Raw genomic sequence first — 21,229 nt, forward strand, 5'->3', positions numbered from 1 at the left:
AGGCGACAGGTAGAGCACCCGGTTTCGGCACTCGCCCGGACGTATCATTTTTTCAGCGGAATGACCGTCCTGATCCGTGGTGTCACTTCGTTCACTGAATCTCCGTATTTCTTGCGGGCCGTGGCGGTGCTGACGGTGGGCGGAACGATGGCCGGCTCACCCGCGATCCAGTCCATCGGCGTCCCCAGTTCCTGCGTATCAAACAATTGCAAGGCATCAAGCACCCGCAGAATCTCTTCGACGCTGCGCCCCACATTTGACGGATACTCCGACACCCAGCGAAGCCGCATGGCGGGATCAAAGATCATCGTCTTACGAACCGTCGGCTCGAACGGCGCATTTTCGTGCTGCGCGCCCATAGCGCTGCAAATTTCACCGCGTTCATCACATACAAGCGGCGTTTTTATCGAGGTGTTGAACAATTCGCCCACTTCTGCGAGCCAATTGATGTTGGTGTTCAATCCGCACGGGGTGATACCCAGAACCTGCGCACCACGTTCCTCGAATTCTCCGCGCTGCATTTCCATTCCGACCAGCTCTGTATCGCTCACGCCCGCGCGCTTCAGCGGATAGCTACAGACGACAGTCCACATCCCTTCTGCCCATGTGTGAAAGTCGATACGCCCGTGGGTCGACTGGCAAGTGATGTTTGGTGCGATATCGCCCAGTTTTGGACTCCAGCTTACTGTTTTGCGATAGCTCTTTGGCAGATCGATAACATTGCTGGCGTCATCAGAAGTGTTGTCTTGCGGCATAAAGAGTTCCTGCAAACTCATGATTTCTACCCCTTTTATACCCGATTGCATTTTTTGGGAGACGTTGCACCCATTGGTTGCATCTTGACACGTTCATTGGGGCGAAATTAGGGCAAGTAAACAATTCTGTTCAAAAATCGAAACAATCTTCTCGATTGGCCTACGTCAGTTTGCCACTGGCCAATCGACCCTGCGCTCTGGCATACTCAAACCAACCAAAAAAGCCATGAGCAGCCACATGAACGATCTACTGTCCGCGCAACCGGATCCAAGCGACTACGACGCCTCCTCGATTCAGGTTCTGGAGGATATGGAGCATGTGCGCCTGCGCCCCGGCATGTATATCGGCGGCAAGGATGATCGGGCCCTGCACCATATGGTTGCTGAAATCATCGATAACTCAATGGACGAGGCCGTGGCAGGCCATGCGACGTGGATCGAGGTCGAGCTGCACGAAAACGGGCATGTTTCGGTGCGCGACAACGGTCGCGGCATCCCCACAGGACCGCACCCCAAGGATCCTGAGAAATCGGCACTCGAAATCATCTTTTGCACGCTGAACGCGGGTGGAAAATTCTCTGGTGACAGCTATCAGACCTCCGGCGGGCTGCATGGCGTCGGCTCATCCGTCGTCAATGCGCTGTCGGATCATCTGCGCGTTGAGGTTGCACGCAACAAGGAACTCTTTGCGATGGAGTTCTCGCGCGGCATCCCCCAAGGTAAGCTGACCAAGATCGGCGCAGCCCCCAATCGGCGCGGCACAGCGGTCACGTTCCATCCCGACGCCGAAATCTTTGGCTCGCTCAAGCTGAAGCCCGCTCGCCTGTTCAAGATGGCGCGGTCCAAGGCGTATCTGTTTTCTGGTGTCGAAATCCGCTGGAAAACCGCCATCAACGATGGCGAAACACCACAGCAGGCAACATTCCATTTTCCCGGCGGTCTGTCCGATTACCTGACCGAGGCGATGGGCGGGGCCACCACCTATGCGGACAGTCCGTTTGCAGGCACCGTCAGCTTTGACAAGTTCAAGGTGCCGGGCAAGGTCGAATGGGCAATCAATTGGACCCCCGCGCGCGACGGATTCATCCAGTCCTATTGCAACACTGTCCCCACGCCCGAGGGCGGCACGCACGAGGCCGGGTTCTGGGCCGCGATCCTCAAGGGCATCAAGGCCTATGGTGAGTTGGTCAGCAACAAGAAAGCCGCGACCATTACCCGCGAGGACCTGACGACCGGCGCGGGCGCGCTGGTGTCGTGCTTTATCCGCGAACCGGAATTCGTCGGCCAGACCAAGGATCGGCTGGCCACCGTCGAGGCGCAGCGCATGGTCGAAAATTCAGTGCGCGATCACTTTGACAACTGGCTGGCGGCGGACACGAAATCCGCTGGTGCGATCCTCGATTTCCTCGTGCTGCGCGCCGAAGAGCGCCTGCGCCGCCGGCAGGAAAAAGAAACCCAACGCAAGACCGCGACCAAGAAACTGCGCCTACCCGGCAAACTGGTCGATTGTTCCTCCAACACCCGCGACGGCACCGAACTGTTCATCGTCGAGGGCGACAGCGCCGGTGGATCCGCCAAGATGGCACGCAACCGGGTCAATCAGGCGCTGCTGCCCCTGCGCGGCAAAATCCTGAACGTACTGGGCGCGGCGTCGTCCAAGCTGGGCACCAACGCCGAAATCAGCGACCTGACACAAGCGCTGGGTGTGGGGCTGGGCAGTAGGTTCAACTTGGACGATCTGCGCTACGACAAGATCATCATTATGACTGACGCCGACGTGGACGGTGCGCATATCGCGTCCCTCTTGATGACGTTCTTCTTTACCCAGATGCGGCCAATGATCGACGCCGGGCACCTCTATCTGGCCTGTCCGCCCCTGTACCGGCTGAGCCAAGGGGCAAAGCGGGTGTATTGCACGGACGAGGCAGAGCGCGATGTCTGGCTGGAAAAGGGCATCGGCGGCAAGGGCAAGATCGACGTCAGCCGGTTCAAAGGTCTGGGCGAGATGGATGCGAAAGACCTGAAAGAAACAACTATGGACCCCAAGTCACGGAAACTGATCCGGGTGACGATCGACGAGGACGAACCGGGCGAGACCGGCGATCTGGTCGAACGTCTGATGGGTAAAAAACCCGAACTGCGGTTCCAGTACATTCAGGAGAACGCGAGGTTCGTGGAGGAGTTGGACGTTTGAGGGATTAACTATATGTTGATCTAATGCTCCGAATTTGTTCTACATGCGGGACACCGGTATGAAAGCAGATATGGCACACGAAGCTTCACAAGATCTAAGCGAGTTTCTGGATAGCCAAAAATTTGCGACCATCATGGCCGATCCGCCTTGGCGATTCACGAATCGGACGGGTAAAGTTGCGCCCGAGCACAAGCGACTATCGCGCTATCCAACCATGAACCTGGACGATATCTGTGCGTTGCCGGTCGCCGATCACGTCGAGGACACCGCACATTGCTATCTCTGGGTACCCAATGCCCTTTTGCCTGATGGGCTCGCTGTTTTATCGGCGTGGGGGTTTCAATACAAATCCAACATCATCTGGCACAAGGTGCGCAAGGACGGCGGATCTGACGGGCGGGGCGTTGGTTTCTATTTTCGTAACGTAACCGAAATTCTGCTCTTTGGCGTTCGGGGCAAAAACGCTCGCACCCTTGCCCCCGGTCGTCGGCAGGTCAATCTCTTTGGTACCCGCAAACGCGAACATTCGCGCAAACCCGACGAGCAATACGATATTATCGAATCGTGTAGCTGGGGGCCGTACCTCGAACTTTTCGGGCGTGGCAAACGCAAGGACTGGACCGTTTGGGGCAATCAGGCCGATGACGATTACAAGCCGACCTGGGATACCTACAAATACAATTCCGGCGTCGCGGCGGAATAATCCGTGGACAGCCCAGAAGAAGGCATATCAAGCGGGATTGTCGCAGACAGCCGTTCCGTTTTGGATTTGGCCCTTCCTGCGGACATCCTCGAAAAATACGAAGTGTTCAGCTACCGCAATGCTGCTGGCATTCTGAAATCCAGCTTTCCGGACCAATATGATCAGCTTCTCTCGGCGCTCAGAAAGTTCGAGATCACAACCACGATGATCAAGAGCCCCGGGGGCAGCAAGAGCGATATTGCGTTCTATGTCGATACCTTGCTCGACGAGCAGTGGAACGAAACCCGCATCACCGCTGATTTACACGTCAAGCTCCTACATGCGAAACAGAAGAACCGTGTTCTGTCAGAGTACACTCGCGCCGGGTTCCTCGATGGGCACAGAATAGACTTTGTGAATGGCAAGGTCGCCTTCGATTTCGAATGGAACAGCAAAGACCAGACATACGACCGTGATCTGTACGCATTTTCAGCGTTCTACGAGGCCGGTGCGATTGATATTGGCGTAATACTGACGCGAGGTAGCAGCCTCGACAATCAGTTCTTCCGAAGCATGGGCAAGGTTCTGAAAAAAGATGGCAGCACTGGAATGGAAGATGTTTACAAAAAATACGGCGCGTCGACAACGTGGATGGGGAAGCTGCTCTATCGTCTTGACGCAGGACGCAATGGCGGTTGCCCCGTGTTGGCAATCGGAATTACGCCGGAATGCGTCACAGACCGTTGAGGGAATGAAACGAATTCAACCCACGCCATAAACCTATACATGACCGCCCACCCTTTCACCCTCGCCGGTGCGCAACTGGCCGCCCTGCCCTCTGGTGCGCTACATTGGCCGGATCAGAACCTGCTGGTTGTCTCTGACCTCCACTTGGGAAAATCCGAACGCCAAGCGCGACTCGAGGGGCGTACGCTGCCACCGTACGAAACGTACGATACCCTGACCCGGCTAGAGGCTGACCTGAAGGCGACACAGGCCACCTCCGTCATCTGTCTTGGCGACAGTTTCGATGACAGCGCGGCGGCAGGTGCTCTTGGCGAGGATAACACTCTTTGGATCAAGACACTGCAAGCCGGGCGGCGCTGGGTCTGGATCGAGGGCAACCATGATCCCGGCCCGCTCGATCTTGGGGGTACGCATTTGGCCGAACTGCCGATCCCGCCGCTGACGTTTCGCCATATCGCACGGGCGCGTGCGAGTGGCGAAATCTCGGGGCATTACCACCCGAAGGCAACGCTGCGCGCGCGTGGCCGCAGCGTGACGCGCCCGGCGTTCCTGATCGACAGTGACCGGGTGATCCTGCCCGCCTATGGTACCTATACCGGGGGGTTGCGCGCCACCGATACCGCCCTGCAATCACTGATGCGCAAAGAGGCGATTGCGGTTCTCACAGGTCGTTCTGCGCGCGCCATCCCGATGCCGCGTTAGCTGATCAGCCCTGCTGCCTCCAGCTCTGGTCGATATTTGCGGCTGACAGGCACGGTTTCCTCGTTGGCCAGCACCAATACCACCTTGTGCGGGGTTTCGCGCTTTACGTCTTGGATCGCTGCCTCTGCTACCCAATGCGACCGATGCGTGCAATGCCCGCGAACGGGGTCCGTCTCTGCAATGGCGTCGGACAGACGCAGACGTAGGGTCATGGTGCCGCGTGACGTCGTCACTTCGGTGAAATGCCCGTTGGCCGAGAGGCGGATCAGGTCGCCATGCAATTCGGTCGGCAAGCGGCGCATCAGGCGCGGCTGGGGCGGGGTTTCTTTAGGTTTCGGCACTGTGCTGTGGCGCTGCCGTTCGAACCCTGGAATCAACCTCCGCAAGGCAAAGATCGGCCCGGCGATGACCAACACATAAAGTGCGATGCGCGGCAACGACGGCACGGGCGCGCCGTATTGTGTCTCGATACCGGCTCCGACAATCAGCACCACGGGGGAAAAGACCAAGACAGTTACCCCGATGGCCACAAGATCGAACAACCAAGGTCGATCATACTCGACTGCAATCGCTGCAATCGCCCGTGCCGTATATCCGATCAGGACCGCGCTCGTGACGATCACCAACCAAAAAAAAGTCCGTACTCCAATCGGCATGCTCTCGAACGTTCCGAACGGACCAGCAACCGATCCAATCAACCACCCCGCCGCCCAAACAAACAACGTCAGCGGTGAGGTCAATTTTTCTACGGTTTCCGACAGAACCGATTTCAATTTCGGAGGGAGTTGCATTCTATTCCGGTTTTATTCTCTCGCGTAAGTATACTCACGGTCATTGCAGCTTGACCAACCATTCCACGATTGGTTGATAGTTTCCACAAACGCGAAAATGACGCTGCGTAACATGGGAAAGGTGCCCGATATGTCCCCGGAGACAGAGCAGAAAATCCAACGCAGCTTTGCCGCACAGGCAATGATGGAAACACTCGGCGCACAGATTACCCATATTTCAAAGGGGACCGTGCAGATCGAGGCCCCGATCCTGCCCGGCAGCCTACAACAGCACGGCTTCGCCCATGCCGGTCTGACCTTTGCCATAGGGGACAGTGCAGCGGGTTATGCGGCGCTCAGTATCATGCCCGACGATCACGAAGTTTTGACCTCGGAGATGAAAATTCATCTGCTGGCACCCGCAAAAGGCGATCTGCTGGTGGCAAAAGGGCGGGTGATCAAGCCGGGGCGGCGGCTCGTGATCGTGCAGGCCGATGTCTACGCACGCACAGGCGCGCAAGAGGTGCATATCGCGTTGCTGACCGGCACAATGATTCCCGTGCCGATCGCATAGTTCAAACCTGTCAGGCGGTCAGCCCTTCGGGCTCTGCCAGACCATTGGCGCGCGCACAGGCCGTCACCGTATTGGCCAGCAGACAGGCAATGGTCATCGGACCGACGCCGCCCGGCACTGGGGTAATGGCCCCCGCGACACCACTGACACTGGCATAGTCCACGTCACCCACCAGCTTGTTCTTACCGTCGCGCTCGATCCGGTTGATGCCCACGTCAATCACAGTTGCACCCGGCTTGATCCAATCGCCCGGCACCATCTCGGGGCGACCGACAGCCGCAACGACGATATCGGCGCGGCGCACCACGTCTTCGATATCCTTGGTACGGCTGTGGGCGATGGTCACGGTGCAGCTGTCACCCAGCAAAAGCTGCGCCATCGGCTTGCCCACGATGTTACTGCGTCCGATCACAACGGCATCCAGCCCGCTGAGGTTGCCGTGATGGTCGCGCAGCATCATCAGACACCCCAAAGGCGTGCAGGGCACCATACTCTTCTGGCCTGTGCTCAATAGCCCGACATTCGAGATATGAAACCCGTCCACATCCTTGGCCGGGTTGATCGAATTGATCACCAGATCCTCGTCCAGATGCTTTGGCAGCGGCAATTGCACCAGAATACCGTGAATCTCGTCATCATTGTTCAGCTGATCAATCAACGCTAGAAGGTCGGATTCCGAAGTTTCCGCGTCCAGTTTGTGTTCGACCGACTTCATCCCGACCTCAACGGTCTGTTTGCCCTTGGAACGTACATAGACCTGGCTGGCCGGATCTTCGCCGACCAGAACCACGGCGAGGCCGGGGGTAATCCCATGCTCTTCCTTCAAGCGTGCGACATGGCCCGCCACTTTTTCGCGGACATTAGCGGCAAAGGCTTTGCCATCGATAATCTGTGCCGTCATTGGCCTAATTCCTTCCGATAATCAGTGACCGCGTCAAACGTCTCGGCGAAGCCCGCCAAGGGTACGGTCAATTGTCCTGTGCCCCAATCCCAGACCAACGTTTGCCCAGATTGCATCTGTTCCACGAGTACATCCACGACAATCGGCTCGCCGATCGAAATCATTCGAACCGCACCGTCGGGTTGATCCCAAATAGCAAAGTAATCGCTTTCAGGCACGGCGATAACCGCGTCGTCTATCGTCATCGACTGTTGTCCGGTAATCTGATCGGGTGCATTTGTTGCAAAAAAGGTAAATGAGTAACCTTCGTCGCCCCATGGTTGCCACAAGAGGTTTATTTGGCCCGGGCCTGCGTCGTCACGCGCTCCGATGGTGGCGACCGCCGTGCAGGCATAGGGTTCTACCTCTTGGCAGGTGCCGGTCCAATCCGCCGAGAAATAGGTGCTTTGTTCTGGCGTCAGCGCAAACCAATCCTCTGCCATCGCTGGGATGGCAGAGGCAAAGATCATTGCCACGGCAATTCTGAACATCAGAACAGCCCTTCGATCGCACCCTCGTCGTTCAGGCGGATCGATTCTGCCGCCGGCGCGCGTGGCAGGCCCGGCATGGTCATTATTTCACCACAGACCACAACGACGAACCCGGCTCCGGCGCTCAGGCGCACTTCGCGGATCGGAACAGAATGGCCAGTTGGAGCGCCGCGCAGCGTCGGGTCGGTAGAGAAGCTGTACTGCGTTTTCGCCATACAGATTGGCAGCTTGCCATATCCTTGCTCTTCCCACAGTTTCAGCTGGTCGCGCACCTTGCTGTCGGCCAAAACCTCGTCAGCGTGATAGATCGACTTGGCGATGCGGTTGATCTTGTCCCAAAGGCTCATGTCGTCAGGATAGATCGGCGAGAATTGCGAACGACCGCTATCGGCAATCTCGGCAACGCGGGTGGCCAATGCTTCTGACCCTTCGCTGCCCAGTTCCCAGTGGCGGCTGAGGATGGCTTCTGACCCTTGGGTTTCCACGTAATCCTTGACCGCCTGCACTTCTGCATCGGTATCAGTGACAAAGTGGTTGATCGCAACCACCACCGGCACACCAAAGGATTTGAGGTTGCCAATATGGCGCCCAAGGTTGGCACAACCATCTTTGACTGCATCGACATTCTCTGCGCCCAGATCGGCCTTGGCGACGCCGCCATTCATCTTCATTGCGCGCACCGTGGCCACCAGCACCACGCAATCGGGTGCGAGGCCCGCCTTACGGCATTTGATGTTCATAAATTTCTCAGCGCCGAGGTCAGCACCAAAGCCCGCCTCGGTCACAACGTAATCAGCAATCTTCAGCGCTGTCGTCGTCGCAGTGACAGAATTGCAGCCATGCGCGATGTTAGCGAATGGCCCGCCATGTACGAATGCAGGGTTGTTTTCCAGCGTTTGCACTAGGTTCGGCTGCATTGCGTCCTTTAGCAGAACGGTCATTGCGCCTTCGGCCTGAATGTCGCGGCAGAAGACCGGGCTGCGGTCACGACGATACGCCACGATCATGTCACCCAGACGTTTTTCCAAATCTTTCAGGCCACTGGCAAGGCACAGGATCGCCATGACCTCGGACGCCACGGTGATGTCAAACCCGTCTTCGCGGGCGAAGCCGTTGGATACGCCACCCAACGACGATGTGATCTGACGCAGCGAACGGTCATTCATGTCCACGACGCGCCGCCAGACGACACGACGGGTGTCGATGCCCAGATCATTGCCCCAGTAGATATGGTTGTCGATCATTGCGCTCAGCAGGCTGTGGGCCGATGTAATCGCGTGGAAATCGCCCGTGAAGTGCAGGTTCATGTCCTCCATCGGCACGACCTGAGCGTAGCCACCGCCGGCCGCGCCGCCCTTCATCCCGAAGTTCGGGCCGAGCGATGCCTCGCGGATGCAGACCGCGGCCTTCTTGCCAATGCGGTTCAGACCATCGCCAAGACCCACGGTCGTGGTTGTTTTACCCTCACCGGCGGGTGTCGGATTGATCGCTGTCACGAGAATCAGCTTGCCCGATTTATTGCTCTGAACCGAGTTGATGAATTCTTGGCTTACCTTGGCCTTGTCATGGCCGTAGGGCAGCAGATGCTCTGTCGGGATGCCCAACTTGTCACCGATTTCCTGAATCGGTTTCTTTTTGGCTTCGCGTGCGATTTCGATGTCGGTTTTATAGCCCATGATATCTCTCCCCGAGGCGGCGGCCACAATAAATCTTGGACGGTGATAGCTTGTCGGCCACGGTATACGGCAAGTGAATCCGACATTTCCGACGTGTGATGCGTCTCGGGACGCAGGCAAAGTTTCGGATCGGAAACTCGGATTGTCACATATTGGGCGTGGTATCAGCCCGCAGCCTGCAACGCTTTCATCTCTGGCTGCCATGCCCGTTGATCCGGCGTATGCAGGCGAAGCGTATCACCAATCCGCAACGATCCCTCGCGCTGAACCCAGCCGGTCACCCCGCGCCGGTTCTTGGCCGCAGACAGAAACGCGCGGCCAAATCCGGGCCGTTCCTCCTCGATCACCTTCCCGGGATAGATGCAGGGCCGATTTTCCATATCGATCACCAATGTCACCCCGTCTGGTCCTTGCAGTCGTGAGCCGGGTGGAACATAGGTGAAATCCGGGATACCTTTGATCACGAGGGACGCGCCCAGCCAACTTGGGTTTAACGCATCCAGCCCCATATCCGCCGCCACCAATGCCAGTTCTTCTGCCGATAGGATTGACAGCTGTCGCTCGTTGCGAATCTCGGTGCCCTCGGCGTGCTGCGCGCTGACGCGGCTGCACGCCGGGCGCGTCAATCCACCATGAGATTCACCGGGAACGCCCGCATAGGTCAGTTGAACGGCCTCGCGGGCCACAGCGCGCAGACTGGTCTCACGATCATTCACACAACCGAGCCATGTAACGACGGCGGTATAGTCTGTGGGTTTGAGGGCAGGCATGAGGGCGGCTCCGTATCCAGCTAGGGTTGCCACGCACTCTCGCGGTTGCGGGGCTATGCTGTCAAACCGCAATCCGTGAACACATCCATCAAGGGACGTGGCCGGGTTACACTGTCAAAGTAAAAAAGAGACGCCGAAACGGAAACAGGACAGATCCATCAGCACGCACCGGATATGCGCTGTGCATAACCTCTTCGTAGCGTTTGATCAGTGTCGCACGCCGCTTGGAATCAAGCGCCGTAAGAATCGGTCGCGCATAAGTGCTTTCCGTATAGCGGCGCACCGGGTGACTACCGGTTTCGGCTGTCAGGCGTTGGTAGTATTCCGTTTCCCACATCCGAAACCGCCCCTTGGACGCAAGCAACTCATCATACTCGATCGGTGTCAGGACACTCGGCGTACCATGTTGCTCGGCAGATTGTTCAGGAAACAGTTCTTCTGCCAGCGTTAGCCAGACCCGGTGCGAGGGCGCATTGTTCTGATGCGGCAACTGCACCGCAAGTGTTCCGCCCTTGCCCAGCATCGCCACCAGACGCGGCATCAGCTTCGTATGATCTCCCAACCAGTGCAATGCTGCATTTGAATAGATCAGACCGGGTGCGCGACGTGGGTGCCAGTCACGAATATCGGCCTGCTGCAGACTGTCGTACCCTTTGGCTTGACGCGCTTTATCCAACATAGCAGGCGACGCATCAACGCCAATCAGTTGACGACCCGCCGCACGGGCCGCAAGCGCTCCGGCCATCTGCCCATTGCCGCACCCCAGATCGATGATATCCCCGGCGCCCATCTGGCCGACAGCATTGAGTAGGTCCATTGCCGGTCTCAGGCGCAGGTCGCGAAACCTGTTGTAGGCGCCGGGACTCCAATCGGGTGTCTTTACTGTCGTCACGTCGAGGGTTCCGGCTCCATCCCGCCATCTCCGGCGCGCGGCGCCTTGGGCTTGGTTTTCGGGATCGCCGTAACCGAGGGCGCGCTGCCTTCGTCCGACCCATCTGCATCGTCGTCCATCTGGGGTGGATCTCCACGTGCCACGCGGATGATTTCTTCGCCCGTCAGCGTTTCGTATTCCAGCAAGCCTTGCGCCAGACGCTCCCAATCTTCTTTCTTCTCGGTCAGGATCTTGAACGCCGAGTTATACGCTTCGTCGATCAGGCGTTTTACTTCGTCTTCAATCAGTTCCTTGGTCGCCGCCGAAATAGAAAAGCCGCCAGCCCCGTTACCCATGTAACCTTCATGGGCCTGCTCGTAGTCGATATTGCCGACCTTATCGGACATGCCCCACCGCAGAACCATCGCGCGGGCCAGCCCACTGGCCTGCTGAATATCACCCGCCGGTCCATTGCTCACATCGTCGGGACCGTATTTGATGATTTCCGCAGCCTTGCCCGCCATGGTCATCGCCAGCTTCTGCTCGCATTCCGATTTGTGCCAGTTCAGGCGATCAATCTCGGGCAGGCTGACCACCATACCCAGTGCGCCGCCGCGCGGGATGATCGTCGCCTTGTACACCGGATCACATTTCGGCAGTGCCAGTCCGACGATTGCGTGCCCAGCCTCGTGATAGGCAGTTTTTTCTTTCTGATCTTGCGTCAAGACCATGCTGCGGCGCTCGGCGCCCATCATGACCTTGTCCTTGGCCGTCTCGAAATCTTCCATCGCCACGAAGCGGCGGCCAATCCGCGCAGCCATCAGCGCCGCTTCATTCACGAGGTTGGCCAGATCGGCACCAGAAAAACCCGGTGTGCCGCGCGCAATGATACGCAAATCCACATCCGGACCCAGCGGCGTTTTGCGCGCGTGTACAGCGAGGATCTTCTCACGACCCTTGATATCAGGGTTCGGCACCGTAACCTGCCGGTCAAAGCGACCCGGACGCAGCAGCGCGGGGTCCAGAACATCCTTGCGGTTCGTGGCGGCGACGATGATCACACCTTCATTCGCCTCAAACCCGTCCATTTCGACCAGCAATTGGTTCAACGTCTGTTCGCGTTCGTCATTGCCACCGCCATAGCCAGCACCACGATGGCGCCCGACGGCGTCGATCTCGTCGATGAACACGATGCAGGGGGCGTTTTTCTTGGCCTGTTCGAACATATCGCGCACCCGGCTTGCACCGACACCAACGAACATCTCGACAAAATCAGAACCCGAGATGGTAAAGAACGGCACCCCGGCCTCGCCCGCGATCGCCCGCGCCAACAGCGTTTTACCGGTACCCGGAGGGCCAACCAGCAGCGCGCCTTTGGGGATCTGACCGCCCAGACGGCTGAACTTCTGCGGGTTACGCAGGAATTCGACGATCTCTTCCAGTTCCTCCTTGGCCTCGTCGATGCCCGCGACATCGTCAAAGGTCACCCGGCCATGCTTTTCGGTCAGCATCTTGGCCTTGGATTTGCCAAATCCCATCGCGCCGCCCTTACCGCCGCCCTGCATGCGGTTCATAAAGTAGATCCACACACCGATCAGCAGAAGGAAGGGCAGCAGCGATACTAGGAACGTCTGGAAGCCCGATTGCTCCTGACTTTCGGCGGTCACTGGAATGCCTTCGTCAATCAGGATTTGCGTGATCTCTGCATCCTCTGGCTTGACCGTGACATAGTCCTGACCGTCAGAGCCGCGGAATCGCACGCTCTCTCCATCCAGGGTCACATTTGTCACTTTGTCATCCTTAACGGCGACAACAAACTCGGAATAGCTGACCGGTTTGCTCTGTAGCGTGCTGCCAGAGCCGCTGAACAGGTTAAACAGCGCCAGTATCAGCAGGAACAGAACCAGCCAGAAGGCGATGTTGCGTGCGTTGCCCAAGGAAACTCTCCTAATTCAGTCGATCCCGCATCTATCACAGGGATCACCTGTCATAAATAGAGATCATGTCTCTTACTTCAATGCGATAATAGACCGCTGTGAAAATCATCCGGTGTCCGACACAGTTCTGCCGTCCAGCCGTTCGCGGCCCCGGCCAGCGGCGCAGCGATCAGCGTGTCACGCTGCCAGACCCCTGGACCGGCCTCGATCGAGCCGCGCGGCAATCCTGTCTCGCGCCAATCCGGGCAAGCGATCCGCCCTTCGGAACCGAGCGCGCGGATTTCGGCACCCGGCAGATCAGGGCCAGTTAACCGCCAGCGACCGTCCCACAATGCGCCCGGCGTGGCCTGCAGGGATTTCACAGCCTCCAGCTCGCGAATGATCCGCACCTGATTGCTGCCCGCCATGATAACACAGCCATAGAGCGTGGTTTGCTGCCCCGCGTTGATGGCTTGCAACGCGGTGTCGATTTCGCGACCGCGCGCCCCATAACCGGGCCCCGCGACCCAGCCCAATGCCGCGCTCAGAATGCGGCGCGCAATATCGGGTCGTAGCGCAGCCATGCGCGCCCTGTCCAAAAGAACATCGCCGCTGTGGAAGTCCACTGCGTTGCGCGCCTCAATCGCCGCGTAATATGCGAGGGTCGCGCGAGCTTCTGCCAGATGATGTGCCGATTGGGTCAGCCCCTCGGCGGTCAGGCCCAGAGGCACCAGAACCTCAAGCGCCCGGCGCGCACGTACTCGTCGATAGGCACCGTCAGCATTGCTAGGATCATCAATCCAGCTAACGCCACGCTGCGTCAAATCTGCCCGCAACGCCGCCCGCGTCATCCGCAGCATGGGCCGGTGGAACGTCACCCTGTCCATCACACGGCGCGACGCCATTGCGGCCAAACCATCAATACCGGCGCGACGCGCCAATCGCATCAGCAGGGTTTCGGCTTGATCATCTGCCGTGTGACCCAATGCGATGTCATCTATCCCATTGTTCCGGGCCCATTCGGCCATCAGACAGTAACGAGCCTGCCGCGCCCGGTCCGGCAAATTGCCCTGCCCGTCCCAGCCATCCCAGTGCAGCGTATCATGGCGCACCCCGAGTGTTTCACAAACCTCGGCAACCTGCTGTGCTTCGGTCGCAGCTTCAGGGCGCAACCCATGATCGACGGTTACAACGCGCAGCGATGCGCCCCGCCACGATGCCAGTAAATGCAACAAAGCCAGCGAGTCACTGCCGCCGGAGACGGCAACGCCTAGCGTGTCGGGGACGTGGGGTAGAAAGTGACCTGCGATCCGGTCCTGCAATGACAGCCCGTCTTGCGTCACTGGCATCCCAAATTCTGCATTGCACTGTTTGCGTCAGCGACCGCCGTCGCAGAGGGGTAGCGCACCTCGACTTCTGCCAAAGTCAGACAGGCCTCTTCGGTTTGACCCAACCTGCCCAGCGCACGGCCCAGCCGGAACAGTGCGTCTGCCGCCAACGGTCCCTGTGGTGCGGCCGAGAACAGGTCAAGATAGGCGCGCGCCGCATCGGCCAGTTCTCCGGCACCCTCCAGTGCTTCGCCGCGTTTCAGCCCGGCATCATCCGACAGCGGTCCGCCGGGATAATTCTCGCGGAAGGTCGCAAACAGGGTTGCGGCCTCGGCATAATTGCCCGCCGTCAGGGCAGCGGCGGCGGCATCGTAGTCAGCTTTTTCCCCTACGGCCATCTCGGCTGTATCGCTCTGTTCGGGTGATGTCGTACCGGGCACAGCGGAAACGGCACTGCCTTCGGGCAGTGCGCCGCCGCCCAATGTGCTGGTTTCTCCCAACGTGCTGACATCGCCACCTTCCAGCTCGACCAGCCGGAACTCCAGATCGCCCAACCGATTGGTGCCATCCGACACGATCCGGTTAACGCGCAGTTCCAGTTCTTCGGTCTTGGCCGTCAGACGTTGCAGCTCGCTTTCAATCGACGCCACACGATCCAGCACCGAGCCAGATGTCGAAATCCCCCCGGCACCGCCCGTTGTGCTTAACTCGCGCTTCAGCTTTTGCACCTCGACATACAACACTGTCATCTCCTGACGGATATCGGCCAAGGTTTCGGCCCGTGTTTGGGCCAAGGATGGGCTTGCCATGGCGAGCAAGCATGCGGTTACCAGAGGCAGATAATGGCGCATTCAGGGCTCCTGTCAGGTCAGCGTATCAGCTTGTCGGGCCAACCGAGATCACGGTAACGGCACGGCGGTTCTGAGCATAGCAGCTTTCTTCGCTGCAAATCTCGATAGGGCGTTCCTTGCCATAGCTGACGGTGCGCAAACGCGCGGCCGGTACACCTCGGCTTAGCAGATACTCCTGAACCGAGTTGGCGCGACGTGCGCCCAGTGCCAGGTTGTATTCCCTTGTGCCCTGCTCGTCGGCGTGACCTTCGATCACTGCGTTATAGTCCGTGTTGGTCATCAGCCAGTCCGCCTGTCCATCCAACGTGACGCGCGCCTGCGGTGTCAGCGTATACTGGTCAACAACGAACAGCACGCGGTCGCCCACGGCCTGCTGAAAATAGGCAGGCGACGATGGGTCGCTGGCAGATCCGGCAATGCCGCCATTTCCGCCATTCAGGTCGACGGTATTCGTATCATCGAACCGCCCCGGATCGGTACAGGCGGCCAGCGCGAGACCCGCGCACAATATCAAAAGTCTGGTCAGGTTGGTCATTGGTTTGCCCCGCTCAATTTGCTCAATATGTCGTGTTCACTGCTTTTTTCAACACTTCTACCACAGGCACCGCGTCAAGGGAAACGCCGCCTTACTTACTGTAAGGGCGACCATGACGGATCACTGGCCCCGGTTGACGTCGACACCCGGCGCAGGTTCCGCCCGGTGATATCCACCGAATAGAGGCTCGCCGCACCCTGCGCGCCCTGCGTTTCGCGGGTGAACATGATCACCCGTCCGTTGGGGGACCACGTCGGTCCCTCGTCCAGAAAAGAGGCGGTCAGCAACCGCTCTTCGCTACCATCGGTGCGCATCACTCCTATGTGGAACCGGCCCTTTGATTGTTTTGTAAACGCGATCAGATCGCCGCGTGGGGACCAGACCGGCGTGCCGTACTGACCCGTTCCGCTGCTGATGCGCTGCGCCTCGCCGCCGCTGGCATTCATAACATAGATCTGGTTCGATCCGCTGCGGTCGCTCTCAAAAACGATCTGCTGCCCATCCGGGCTAAAGCTTGGGGCGGTCTCGATGGAGGGCGCATTGGTTAGCTGAGTCCCACGCCCGCTGCCGACATCCATTCGGAAAAGATCGGTGTTGCCGCCCCGGCTGAGTGAATAAACGACTGTATTACCATCCGGCCCAAAGCGCGGCGCAAAACTCATCGTGCCGTCCTGACTTTCCAGTACCCGGCGGCGGACGCTGGCCACGTCCAGAACATAGATGCGCGGGAAGCCCGTCTCGTAACTGGTGTAGAGAATGCGATCACCGGTGGGTGAAAACCGCGGTGCCAGAACGATCGACGAACTGTCCGTCAGATAGGTCACGTTCGCACCGTCATAATCCATGATCGCCAGTCGTTTGGCCCGCTTGTCCTTGGGACCGCTTTCGGCAACAAACACAACCCGGCTGTCGAAATATCCGCCCTCACCCGTGATGCGGCTATAGACTTGATCGGCGACCTTGTGTGCGATCCGCCGCCAGCCGTCCTGCGTTCCGACCAGTTGCAATCCACTGCCCAGTTCTTGGCCCGCGAACACATCCCAGATGCGAAACCTGACGACCAGCTTGCCGCTGGCATCGACACTGACAGCCCCTGTCACAAGTGCCTGAGCATTGACCGCCTTCCAGTCAGCGAACTGCACCGGACTATTAAAGCTGGTGATCCGGCTGATAAACGCTTTGGCCGGGATCTCGCGAAACAGCCCCGTTCCCGTGAGATCAGCCGCGATCACACCCGCGATGTTGCGCGCCGCCTCTTCGCCGGCGGCGTTATCGGCGACGAATGCGGGCACCGCAAATGGCATCGGCTCGATCACGCCTTCGGTGATCTCGATCCGGAGCGGTCCGTCCTGCGCCACAGCGGGTTGCATGACCACCGTAGTCAGAAGGACGGTCAGAAGGGTCAGGAAACGATGCATCATTTGATCCTCATTTTCTCTGGATTGAATGTCATTTCAATATCGCGCCAAGCGCCATACTTCTCGGCTGGCAGGTTAAATCCTCGTGACCCACACCGGATGATCGCGCGCCGCGCGGCCTCGTAGGCCTGTTTTGCTGCACCGGACGAGCCGCCCGACGCGCTGATCATGCGTATCGAACCGGCAACAGGTTTGGCGTCTTCTGTCATCTGAACTGCGACGATCACAGTGGTATTCAAGGCCTCTGAGCTAAGAGAACCCACATTCCAGCATTGCTGGACCGCCACACGAAGCGCGTCTTTCTCTCCCGCATTAAGCGGTGGACCACTGGCGGCGGGCGCTGGTTTCGGCTCTGTCGTTTCTGCCGGTGCCTCTGTCGCGCCACCCAGCGCGGCGGCCAACGCCGCCTCAACGCCCGTGGGCTCGTCCGGTGTCTCTGCCGTCTGGATCGGCTCTGACGGAGGTTCGGGTGCGCGGGTGGGTCGGGCTTTGGGACGCACTGATTTCGAAGGCGCGGCCTGCTCCGCCTCGGTCACAATCTCGGTTGCAGCCTCTTCGGGCGCTGTCGCTTCGCTCTCTTCTGCGGGAGTTTCCGCAGCTTCATCAGGTCGCACCTCGTCGCGCTGGACATCATCCACAGCAGTGTCCGGCTCCGGCGGCGCAACCTGTTCGGGCGCGACGCGCTCTACCGGGCGTGGTTTGGGTCTCAGGGTCGTCTCCGGCAACAGTGCCGCCATGTCCTCTTGTGGCGGCTCCAGCACGGGTGGTTCATCCGTGACCTCAGCCGGGGTCGGCGGTGCGGTTTGCGTCAGTTCCGGTGTTGCGTCAGGATCGGCGGATTGTGCGGCATCCGGCGCAGGCTGATCTGGGGCTGCATCCACCTGACTGCTAAGTTCAGGCGCCTCTTGCGGCACGTCCGGGGTCTCTGGCGCCGCGATTTCTGCAGCCGTGTTCGGCGGACGCTGTGTCGCCATTACGGCGGCAAATTCCTCTTCGGTAATGGCGGTCACTTCGGTCACCTCGAACGGAATCGGATCAGACGCCAGAACGTTGCCGAACAGCGCCCAGGCGATCAGACCGAAATGCCCCGCCCCCGATATGATCTGACCGGTATTCACGCCCGCAGTGCCGTCAGCCGTCCGGCGCGTCCAGCGCCGGACCGCCCGTATCCGTCACAAGGCCAATATTGTCGAACCCGCCCCGATTGAGCGCACCCATCACCTGCACCACATCGGCATATGGCACAGCCCCATCCGCGCGCAGATAGACACGACGGCTCTCACGCTCGGCCGCAATCGCACGCAGCTTGTTCACCAGTTCGGCGCGGGGTACTTCGGTCGTTTGGATCATTACCGTACCGCTTGCCGTGATGGTAATCGCCAGCGGCTCCTCGGGCTCGCCGGGCAGCGCGTTAGCTGCCGTTTTCGGTAATTCCACCGGCACACCGACCGTCATCAGTGGCGCCGCCACCATGAAGATGATCAAGAGCACCAGCATGACATCCACGAACGGAGTCACGTTGATCTCGGACATCGGCCGCGACCGACCCCGCCCGCGCCTGCGCCGACTGCCATCACCGGACTTTTGAACAACCCCGCCGCCCATCTAGATCACGCCTCGCTCTGCAAGGACAATTATGCGCGCCCGGTCCGAAACAACGATTGCATCGCAATCGCGTTCGGGCCGGATGCGCGATGCAATATTGCGAAGCATGATCAACTATCCAACTGACGGCTGAGAATCGTCGCGAACTCATCTGCGAACGCCTCGTAGCTGGCGACGAGCCGATCCGCGTCCGCGCTCAGCTTGTTATAGAAAATCACCGCCGGGATGGCGGCCAACAGGCCCAATCCGGTCGCCAAAAGTGCCTCGGCAATCCCAGGGGCCACAACCGCGAGGTTGGTATTCTGCTCTTCTGCGATACCGATAAAGGCATGCATGATGCCCCAAACCGTCCCGAACAGCCCCACGAAGGGCGCAGTCGAACCAACCGTCGCCAGCACCGACAGGCCCCGTTGCAGGTCTTCTGATTCCTTCGCGATCGCCACATCCATGCTGCGATCAATCCGCGCGGTGGCCCCGGCGATCATACCGCCGTCCCCCTTGTGGCTGCGCCGCCATTCCATCATTCCCGCCGCAAAAATACGTTGCGACTGGCCATCTGGCTCTGTTCCGATCTGCTCGAACAATTCATCCAGCGGCTCACCCGACCAGAACTGTTGATCGAATTTGTCCGCCTCGCGCCGGGCCTTGCGATACATGATCAGCTTTTGAATGATGATCGACCACGCCCAGAAGGACGCGATAATCAGCATTAACATCACCAACTTCACGACGATGGTGGCGCGTGCGAATAGGGCCCACATGGAGAAATCAATCTCCTGTGCCATGGCCAGGGTTTGTGCTTCCATACTGCCTGCTCTTTTGCTCTGCGGCCTATTTGCTGACCTTATTGCAGAGGAAACTACGCGATTTCCAAGGGGAAAGCCAATAACATCGCGTCATCGGCGACAAAATTCGCAGCCTAGTGCAAAAGACGGCGGATATTCGCCGGGAGGCGCGCAGGTTGCCCGTTTGATCCGATACACACAACTGTGACCGTGGCGGAAAACACCAAATCCTTGCCACGCCAGACTTGCTGTTCCATCACCAGCCGCGCTGCGGTAGCCGATTGCGCGGTTGTACGCACTTCCAACCGGTCATCGAATCGAGCCGCCATGAGATAGTCGCATTCAATCCGCCGCACGGCAAAAACAATGCCGTCCTCGCGCATGGCGTTCTGATCAATCCCCATATCGCGCACCCAGTCGCTGCGCGCACGCTCGATGAACTTGAGATAATTGGCGTGATAGACGATTCCACCCATATCGGTGTCCTCGTAATAGACGCGTATCGCGAAATGATGGCTCATGCGTGCACCCTATTCTGCTGCTATTGCGCCGACAAGACGCCACGCCGGACTGCTCCTCCTGATGCGCCCTAGCGCAACTGCTGCTCGAATATTTCCAGATGCCGTGCCACGATCTCCTCGTATCGACCCGACGCTCGCAATGCCTCCAACCCGGCATTCAGTCGATAGAGATGTGTCGTCCCGCGCCAATGCTTCTTGGAGATGATCACATGCAGCGCCTCGCGCGACAGCGGTGTGTCCAGTGGCACGACTTCGCCGCGCAGGCCCATCTTGACGATCTTCGTCGCCCCCAGAAACACGTTCAGGGTAACCGCATCCACCTCACCCGCCATTAACATTTCGAAACAGACCTCAGGGCTTTCGGCCTGAACCAGTGTGATATGCCCCTCGCTCAGCCAACGGCGGTCGGCACGATCCAGATCATGGGTGAAATAGCCCGCCGGGCGGCACAAGCTGCGCCCGATGACATCCGCATCGCCAGAATAGTTAAAACTACTGCCTGCCGCGACAAACAGCATGATCGGCAAGTCCATCAGCGGCGCGGAAAAGTGGAAATTGGCACAGCGTTCATTCTCTGGCGTGGCGTCACAATCGGGCCGCAACCACGGAAAGCCCATGTCATGGACCTTATCATTCAGAAGCGGGAACAGGTGCTTTGACCAGTCATCCTCCCAAGTGATCGCATAGGGCACCGGTGCCGGTGTCATCTCTAACGCGGCATTCACCAGCTCCGTTACCATGCCGTTTCCCGGCCAGTTGCGATCCGTAAAGGGCGAATAATTCCCCCCCGTCAACAACGTCATCTCGGCATTGCTGTCCTGACGCAGCGGGGTGGGGTCCGGCTGCACGCTGCCTGCCGGGCATGGGATGAATATATCCGCCCCCGCTGGCACGTCCTGCGTTCCGCCCCCTACAACCGCAAGGTTCGAATAATAGATCAGGGTCCACTGATCCTGACTGCCGTAATGCAGGTCAGCTATGGTAAAGAGGGTATCACCCGGCTGTACCCGGTACGTTACATCGCACAGCGCCATCGCCCACCCCGGCAACAGGGTGACAATGCCTGCCAGAACCCATTTCACGAACATCTGCATCCCG

The 21,229-nt window shown here is 58.9% G+C and carries 22 protein-coding genes; 5 read left to right on the forward strand and 17 right to left on the reverse strand.

Annotation, left to right across the window (positions count from 1 at the left end; all coding sequences use genetic code 11):
- Nucleotides 1–44: 44 nt before the first annotated feature.
- Nucleotides 45–776, reverse strand: coding sequence for a redoxin domain-containing protein (locus N7U68_RS08715; protein WP_263048859.1), 732 nt, complete (start codon nucleotides 774–776; stop codon nucleotides 45–47).
- Between the two features lie 217 nt (nucleotides 777–993).
- Here N7U68_RS08715 and N7U68_RS08720 point away from each other — a divergent pair, with 217 nt between their 5' ends.
- The 4 genes from N7U68_RS08720 to pdeM all read left to right on the forward strand — a co-directional run bounded on the left by N7U68_RS08720 (nucleotide 994) and on the right by pdeM (nucleotide 5,080).
- Nucleotides 994–2,949, forward strand: a complete 1,956-nt coding sequence (locus N7U68_RS08720; RefSeq protein WP_165196348.1) for a DNA gyrase/topoisomerase IV subunit B — start codon at nucleotides 994–996, stop codon at nucleotides 2,947–2,949.
- 70 nt (nucleotides 2,950–3,019) lie between these two features.
- Complete coding sequence (locus N7U68_RS08725) at nucleotides 3,020–3,652, forward strand: MT-A70 family methyltransferase (RefSeq protein ID WP_165196346.1); 633 nt, start codon at nucleotides 3,020–3,022, stop codon at nucleotides 3,650–3,652.
- A 3-nt stretch (nucleotides 3,653–3,655) separates the two neighbouring features.
- Nucleotides 3,656–4,378, forward strand: a complete 723-nt coding sequence (locus N7U68_RS08730; protein WP_206295706.1) for a BglII/BstYI family type II restriction endonuclease — start codon at nucleotides 3,656–3,658, stop codon at nucleotides 4,376–4,378.
- Between the two features lie 39 nt (nucleotides 4,379–4,417).
- A complete protein-coding gene (gene pdeM / locus N7U68_RS08735) occupies nucleotides 4,418–5,080 on the forward strand; it encodes a ligase-associated DNA damage response endonuclease PdeM (protein ID WP_263048860.1) in 663 nt (220 codons plus the stop codon).
- Here the strand turns inward: pdeM and N7U68_RS08740 are convergent.
- Nucleotides 5,077–5,820: a LytTR family DNA-binding domain-containing protein gene (locus N7U68_RS08740; RefSeq protein ID WP_263048861.1), complete on the reverse strand. Its 744-nt coding sequence runs from the start codon at nucleotides 5,818–5,820 to the stop codon at nucleotides 5,077–5,079. The genes pdeM and N7U68_RS08740 overlap by 4 nt on opposite strands.
- Nucleotides 5,821–6,001: 181 nt before the next feature.
- Here N7U68_RS08740 and N7U68_RS08745 point away from each other — a divergent pair, with 181 nt between their 5' ends.
- Nucleotides 6,002–6,424: a PaaI family thioesterase gene (locus tag N7U68_RS08745; RefSeq protein ID WP_263048862.1), complete on the forward strand. Its 423-nt coding sequence runs from the start codon at nucleotides 6,002–6,004 to the stop codon at nucleotides 6,422–6,424.
- 10 nt (nucleotides 6,425–6,434) lie between these two features.
- Here the strand turns inward: N7U68_RS08745 and folD are convergent, their stop codons facing one another.
- The 15 genes from folD to N7U68_RS08820 form a co-directional block, all read right to left on the reverse strand.
- On the reverse strand, nucleotides 6,435–7,325 hold the full coding sequence (folD, locus tag N7U68_RS08750; RefSeq protein ID WP_165196338.1) for a bifunctional methylenetetrahydrofolate dehydrogenase/methenyltetrahydrofolate cyclohydrolase FolD: 891 nt from the start codon (nucleotides 7,323–7,325) through the stop codon (nucleotides 6,435–6,437).
- Complete coding sequence (locus N7U68_RS08755; protein ID WP_263048863.1) at nucleotides 7,322–7,855, reverse strand: invasion associated locus B family protein; 534 nt, start codon at nucleotides 7,853–7,855, stop codon at nucleotides 7,322–7,324. Before N7U68_RS08755 ends, folD begins: the two co-directional genes overlap by 4 nt.
- Nucleotides 7,855–9,531 carry a formate--tetrahydrofolate ligase gene (locus N7U68_RS08760; protein ID WP_263048864.1) on the reverse strand — a complete coding sequence of 559 codons (1,677 nt, stop codon included), beginning with the start codon at nucleotides 9,529–9,531 and terminating at the stop codon, nucleotides 7,855–7,857. Before N7U68_RS08760 ends, N7U68_RS08755 begins: the two co-directional genes overlap by 1 nt.
- A gap of 164 nt (nucleotides 9,532–9,695) precedes the next feature.
- Nucleotides 9,696–10,301, reverse strand: a complete 606-nt coding sequence (locus N7U68_RS08765) for an MOSC domain-containing protein (RefSeq protein WP_263048865.1) — start codon at nucleotides 10,299–10,301, stop codon at nucleotides 9,696–9,698.
- Nucleotides 10,302–10,407: 106 nt separating this feature from the next.
- Nucleotides 10,408–11,118: a methyltransferase domain-containing protein gene (locus tag N7U68_RS08770; RefSeq protein ID WP_165196330.1), complete on the reverse strand. Its 711-nt coding sequence runs from the start codon at nucleotides 11,116–11,118 to the stop codon at nucleotides 10,408–10,410.
- 71 nt (nucleotides 11,119–11,189) lie between these two features.
- Nucleotides 11,190–13,109 (reverse strand): ATP-dependent zinc metalloprotease FtsH, encoded by a 1,920-nt coding sequence (gene ftsH, locus N7U68_RS08775; RefSeq protein WP_165196328.1) that lies wholly within the window; start codon nucleotides 13,107–13,109, stop codon nucleotides 11,190–11,192.
- 77 nt (nucleotides 13,110–13,186) lie between these two features.
- A complete protein-coding gene (tilS, locus tag N7U68_RS08780; protein WP_263048866.1) occupies nucleotides 13,187–14,437 on the reverse strand; it encodes a tRNA lysidine(34) synthetase TilS in 1,251 nt (416 codons plus the stop codon).
- The gene (ybgF, locus tag N7U68_RS08785; protein WP_165196326.1) at nucleotides 14,428–15,267 is read right to left on the reverse strand and encodes a tol-pal system protein YbgF; all 840 of its coding nucleotides are present in this window, start codon (nucleotides 15,265–15,267) and stop codon (nucleotides 14,428–14,430) included. Before ybgF ends, tilS begins: the two co-directional genes overlap by 10 nt.
- 25 nt (nucleotides 15,268–15,292) lie before the next feature.
- Nucleotides 15,293–15,802, reverse strand: a complete 510-nt coding sequence (gene pal / locus N7U68_RS08790; protein WP_165196324.1) for a peptidoglycan-associated lipoprotein Pal — start codon at nucleotides 15,800–15,802, stop codon at nucleotides 15,293–15,295.
- 95 nt (nucleotides 15,803–15,897) lie between these two features.
- Complete coding sequence (gene tolB / locus N7U68_RS08795) at nucleotides 15,898–17,220, reverse strand: Tol-Pal system beta propeller repeat protein TolB (RefSeq protein WP_263049135.1); 1,323 nt, start codon at nucleotides 17,218–17,220, stop codon at nucleotides 15,898–15,900.
- Entirely contained in the window at nucleotides 17,220–18,338 is a 1,119-nt protein-coding gene (gene tolA / locus N7U68_RS08800) for a cell envelope integrity protein TolA (protein WP_263048867.1), read from the reverse strand. The genes tolB and tolA overlap by 1 nt, the downstream gene beginning before the upstream one ends.
- A gap of 13 nt (nucleotides 18,339–18,351) precedes the next feature.
- Entirely contained in the window at nucleotides 18,352–18,825 is a 474-nt protein-coding gene (tolR, locus tag N7U68_RS08805) for a protein TolR (protein ID WP_165196320.1), read from the reverse strand.
- A gap of 110 nt (nucleotides 18,826–18,935) precedes the next feature.
- Nucleotides 18,936–19,631 (reverse strand): protein TolQ, encoded by a 696-nt coding sequence (tolQ, locus tag N7U68_RS08810; RefSeq protein WP_165196318.1) that lies wholly within the window; start codon nucleotides 19,629–19,631, stop codon nucleotides 18,936–18,938.
- Nucleotides 19,632–19,744: 113 nt separating this feature from the next.
- A complete protein-coding gene (gene ybgC / locus N7U68_RS08815; protein ID WP_165196316.1) occupies nucleotides 19,745–20,131 on the reverse strand; it encodes a tol-pal system-associated acyl-CoA thioesterase in 387 nt (128 codons plus the stop codon).
- Between the two features lie 68 nt (nucleotides 20,132–20,199).
- Nucleotides 20,200–21,225: a transporter substrate-binding domain-containing protein gene (locus N7U68_RS08820; RefSeq protein WP_263048868.1), complete on the reverse strand. Its 1,026-nt coding sequence runs from the start codon at nucleotides 21,223–21,225 to the stop codon at nucleotides 20,200–20,202.
- Between the last annotated feature and the right edge of the window lie 4 nt (nucleotides 21,226–21,229).

The organism is Roseovarius pelagicus, assembly GCF_025639885.1.
GTDB classification, from domain to species: domain Bacteria; phylum Pseudomonadota; class Alphaproteobacteria; order Rhodobacterales; family Rhodobacteraceae; genus Roseovarius; species Roseovarius pelagicus.